1 protein-coding gene is annotated in these 6,000 nt (G+C 51.5%); it reads left to right on the forward strand.

What is annotated here, in order from left to right; translation table 11 throughout:
* Positions 1-1,381: 1,381 nt before the first annotated feature.
* On the forward strand, positions 1,382-6,000 hold a 4,619-nt coding region (locus QT987_RS07605; protein ID WP_333238687.1), incomplete at its 3' end, for a DUF4347 domain-containing protein.

The following is a 6,000-nucleotide window of genomic DNA, read 5'->3' on the forward strand; positions in this document are numbered from 1 at the left end:
AACTGGCAGATTGCGATCGGTGTTTTTCTAGTTGAGGACTTACGATCAGAAACCAGGTTTAGATGATAAATTTTGGTTAGACGACGAGAAATCTAGTCATAAATTGGTTTTCCTGTCTCCTGAGCGTAACTCCTGCAGTTAAGAAAATTAGCCAACAAAAATCGTAAATAGCTGAGGCGCACATCTCCAAATCCGTTTCTCCAAAACATCATGAAAAATTCTGCACGAAACATTGTCCCGAGCATTTATCTTAAACAGAAACCAGCTCGAAGACTCGTTTCTTGACAGTTTGAGAATTTGCTTGTGGGGAGCACTAATCTGTTTTTGCGATCGTAGCGAAACAGTCTCAAACCTAGATTGCTATGTCCAGACTCCAAGTCATGAATTTTTAAGAAGCTTCGTCGATACAGGGTATGCCAATTTCAATTGAATCTCATATGTTGCACCATTTTCAAGAATAGGCTTTCTGGCCTGTTCCACAACAAGTGAATTTTCTTATGGGCTGGGCAGGAGAACCCCCCATAGAATGGTTATTGAGAATGGTAAAAGATATCAGTTGAATAACACTTCGGGCACAGTCGCCATAATTATGTGACGGCTATCACTCCCTAATTAATGTGTGGTTGCTATTGTGAACAGGGCTTGCACAGCCAAACCAAAGAAACCGAGTTGTTTACCGGGAGCGAGGGCTGCAAAGAAGTCTTTTCGTCCCTCAAACCAGGTTTATACGTCTAGAAATAGTGAGTTTTATCTGCCAAGTAAAGTGCATTAGACGAGGTACAGAAAAGCTCATCAAGTAAATTCTTGAGAACTCGTGTTCTTATCTACTGCGCGAGGTAAGAGCTGTGTAACAGATACACTCGCGATCCTAAAAGAAAAAAGTCGAAGGCAAAATATCACCCGATAGAGAGATTATTGGGATTTAAACACCAAATCCTCAGTTCTTCTGCCGGCGCTATTTGCAATGCTATTAAATATCCATATAGCACTGCTTTGTGCTGAGTAAAATTGGCTTTTTGCTCTGAATCTAAGTCAAGCAGCAGAGCCTCTTACTCTGCAATTAAGCCTTTTAAATAGGTGATAATAATCATCGGGAAATGGGTATATCATCTACAATTAGTGAGACTATTTTACCATGCAAAGCATCTGCAACAAACCAATTTTTATCGCCCCAAAAATAGGTGAGTCCACCACAAGGATTGGGGGCGCAAAATCCCGAACAACAGTAACTTATCATCAGAAAAAACCAATAAAACAAGTAAAAACAGTAGGGGCAATCCCCCCGTGGTTGCCCCTGTCCCAGAAAATTCGTGGCGGCACGAGAATTGGGCATCCCCACAGAGAATTTTTACGAGCAACCGTAAGGGAAAACCCCCCGTGGTTGCCCCCTCGGAGTATAAAAAATGTACTGTTTCTCGATGCCAGAGTAGAGAACAGCGACAGCTTGGCAAGAGGAGCAACAGCCGATACAGAGGTATTTGTACTGAACTCGACGGGGGATGGAGTCGAGCAAATTACTAGAATTTTGGCTAATTGCAGCGATTTAGATAGCCTTCAGATAGTTTCTCACGGTCGAGAAGGGGGGGTGCAGCTAGGGTCGATCGAACTCTGCAACGACAACCTACAAACCTACAGCCATTCGTTACAGCAGTGGAGAAAAGCCCTCAGCGAGAGAGGAGATATCTTGTTATTCGGGTGCAGCGTCGCAGCGGGGGAAAGCGGCGAAGCCTTCGTGCGGCAGCTAAGCTTGATGGTCGGTGCAGATATTGCAGCTTCCGACAACTTGACGGGGAGTGCGGCCCTCGGCGGCGACTGGCAATTAAAATTTGCGACAGGGGAAATAAAGGCGAGAATCGCCATTGAAAAAGAAGTCCTCGAAGCCTACCCTTACGCCCTCGGCACATTAGTTAACGAAACTTTCAAAAACTCCACAGTTAGGGGGCCTTGGATTTACGGGGGAAATGACGGGGCACTGTTCGATCCCAGCAGCAACGATCCAGCAGCCGATCAACTTATCCCCGGCATTACCGGAGGCACAGTATCCGGCGTACTTCCGGCTTTGGGCGGTGCAACTCCCGGCGATGGCGCTCTGCGATTAACTCCAGCAGTAAACCTTCGGGAAGCCTTCGTCATCTACAACAACCCCATTCCTTCAACCGACGGTCTCAGAGTCCAGTTTGATTTTTATTCTTACGGTTCAAGGGAGCAAGCTAATGCTCCGCAACCATTTATTAGCCCTCAGCCAGGGGACGGGCTGGGTTTCTTCTTGATTGACGGCACTGTTAGCCCAACAAGGACTGGGGGTTATGGCGGTTCTGTCGCTTACGCTCCACGAACGGGTATACCCGGTATTGAGGGAGGTTATTTAGGCATTGGGCTTGACGAGTTTGGCAATTTTTCAACATCCACAGAAGGGCGGTCGGGTCCTGAGCCACCCCCGATTCCCGGCTCCTCTATTGGTTCTTTCAGACCAGATTCAGTAACTGTTAGAGGAAATCAAGCAAACGATTATCGGTTTTTAACAAATGCGATCGTTCCCTTCGGCATCGATAACATTCCTACGAGTATTAACTTTATCGGCCCTCCCGGCACCAGTTTTAATTTCAGCAATACGTTCACGAGCGATCGCAATTTAGCCAAAAGATCCGTTCAAATTACACTGAATCCATCTAACGATCCGGTCAATCCCTCTCGCCTCACCGTGGCCTTCGATGCAAATTTCGACGACATCTACGAAACTACATTGATCGACATCCGCAACTTGGCCACCGAAAACGGCCGGGTACCGCCAATTTTGAAATTTGGTTTTGGCAGTTCCACAGGAAGCGCCAACAACATTCACGAACTTCAAAACCTGGTAGTTGAAACTATCAATCCTCCCAGTATCACCGCTGAGGTTGCCACTATCAAGACCGGCCCGCAGTTCGTCAAGCCCGGAAGCAGCATTACCTACACGATTACTACTGTAAACAGGGGGCCAGCGCCCGCTACAAACGTCCTGATTCAAGACGAAATACCTTTTGAAATGCTGCGTCCGGGGGGATTGCCGCCGGTTCTCACTGCCTCCAACAATGGCACTTATGTGAACGAAACGAAAGCTGTCACCTGGCCGTTAATTCCGGTTCTCAATGCGGGTGAGACTCTGACTTACACCCTGACTATTGATTTGCCGCCCGGTTTAAAGAGCGGTAGCAGTTTTGCCAATGTTGCATTCAGCAATAGCTCGACTTTCGACCCCGACCTCAGCAACAACAGCGGTGTACTCGCGCCAGGGCAAATCGAGGGGCCTGGTGTAGTCTTTACCACTGTTGTTGATACAGTCGCAGATTTAGTTACTACCAAAAGTGGGCCTGTGACTACTTCGGCCGGGTCAAGCGTCGCCTACACATTGACTACGACTAACATGGGGCCAGACCCCGCTGCCAATGTGACCATCACGGACAGCATTATTCCGGGTTTAACAGGAGTCAGCGTATCGGATGGGGGGAGTTACGACCCAGTTTCCGGCATTGTCACCTTCCCAGCATTGACAACCCTGGCAAATGCAGCTACTGCGACCCGCACCGTCAGTTTCATTGCCCCAGCCACCCTTACCGCCATCAGCAACACGGCCCGGAGTAGCGCGGCGACTTTCGATCCGATCGCCACTAACAACAACGGCCGGGCGACCAACAAAGACGGCACTCCCACTAACTCTACGGTTACGACAAGTATTGCGCCCAACGCGGATCTTGTTACCACGAAAACCGGATCTACGAGTGCTACTGCCAGTAGTTCGGTCAGCTATACGATCGCCACAGTCAACTTAGGGCCGAGTCCAGCAGAAGCTGTAACCATCACTGACAGCATAGTTCCGGGGTTAACCGGAGTCACGGCATCTAACGGTGGCGTTTACGATCCAGTGACGGGGATTGTCACCTTTGCGCCCGTGGCAATAGCCCATAAGGAGACAGTCACCCGGACGATCGGCTTCACAGTGCCGCCCACCCTAACTTCGATCAGCAACACGGCGAGAAGTACCTCCATCACTCCCGACTCCACTCCTGCCAACAACAACGGTACAAACCCCAACGCCACCGTCATTACCTCGATCGATGCTGTGGCCGATGTTGTCACCCAAAAAACGGCTCCGGCCAGCATCGAGGTGGGCGACACGCTACTTTATACAATTACTACTACCAATAACGGGCCTAGTCCCGCGACCAACGTAGTCATCACCGACAGCCTAATTCCCGGCTTAACTAATGTCAGGGTGTCCGATGGCGGAACCTACAATGCTGCCACAGGGGCGATCGATTTCCCAGCGATCGCGACTTTAGCCAGCGGCAGCAGCGTCACCCGATCCCTGCTTGTTGTACCGCCGCCTACCCTGACGAGTATCACCAATATTGTATTGAGTCGAGCGGACACTTTTGACCCGGACTTAACCAACAACGACGGCTCGACAGTCGCATTGCCCGGTCAGGCGGGGGGGCGAGTCGTTACTGCGATCGAGGCAGCCCGCGCCGACTTGGTTACGTCCAAGAGCGGTCTCACATCTGCTCCTGCGGGTAGTTCCGTGACTTATACTATAACTACCGCCAACAATGGGCCGAATGCTGCTGAAAACGTAGTGATTACAGACAGCATCATTCCCGGTTTAACGGGAGTCAGCGCATCCGATAACGGCACTTACGACCCAGTGACAGGGGTTGTCACCTTCCCAACAATTCGCAGCTTGACTAGCGGCAGCAACATCAACCGCGAGGTAACAGTAGTCATTCCAGCGATCGGCACCATTAGCAATACTTCCCAGAGTCGATCGACCACTTTCGATCCCGACCCCAGCAATAACAACGGTTCCGAGTCCAGAGCCACTGTCACCACCGCCATTTTACTCGCTCCGCCTTCACCCAACAAGCTTCCGTCAGCCGACAGCAGCAATGTGGCGATCGGGCCCAACAGCGTTGTCCAAATTAGCGGGATCGGAGGCAGAGACTCAGACGGCACAGTGGTTGCATTCACCATCAGCACCCTGCCGCCGGCAAATCAAGGCATCCTGTTCTTGGGCGACCCCGCAACCGGGGGAGTCGCCGTCACGGCAGGTCAAACCCTGACAGCCGAGCAAATGACGCAGTTATTCTTCCAGTCGGCCGGCAATTTCACAGGGGCTAACTTTACCTACAGCAGCAGGGACAATCTCGGTGGCATCAGTCCTGCAGCCACCGTTTCTCTGGTCTCACTGGCGTTCAACTACCCGCCGGTACCGACAAACTTCAGCAAGACACTGGCGCCAAACAGCACAGTCAACCTCACAGGGCTCACGGCAAAAGACCTCGACGACTCGATCGAATTCTTCACTATCAACACCCTGCCGGCAGCAAATCAAGGTGTCCTATTCTTGGGCGATCCCAGCCAGGGAATCCGGGTCACGGCAGGCCAAAGACTTAGCGCAACTCAAATCAGCCAGTTATTCTTCCAAGCAACCAGCGAATTCACAGCCACCAACTTTACCTACAGCGCCACAGACAGCCGCGGCGCCATTAGTCCAGCCCCCGCTACAGCCTCCCTGCGAGGACTATTACCTCCCACCGACGGGCCACCCGTCGCCAACAACTCCAGCGTCGCTTTGTTGGTGGAAACAACCGTGAACATCCCCGGACTCGGAGGAACCGACCCAGACGGGACGGTGGTTTCCTTTACCGTAAACACCTTACCACCAGCCAATGAAGGCACGCTGTTCTTGGGTGATCCCAGCCAAGGAGTGCGGGTCACGGCAGGTCAAACCCTGACAGCCGAGCAAATTACCCAGTTGTTTTTCCAGGCGTCCGGCAATTTCACAGGGGCAAACTTCACCTACAGCGCTACAGATAACCTCGGCGCTACCAGTGCGGCAGTCGCCACTGTCTCTCTCATTCCCCTTAAGGAACCGACACCCGTGCCGACACCCGCGCCGATACCGGTGCCGACACCACCAACACCGACACCCGCGCCGATACCGGTGCCGACACCACCAACACC

Source organism: Microcoleus sp. SVA1B4 (genome assembly GCF_036700545.1).
In the GTDB taxonomy this organism is placed as follows: Bacteria; Cyanobacteriota; Cyanobacteriia; order Cyanobacteriales; family Microcoleaceae; genus Microcoleus.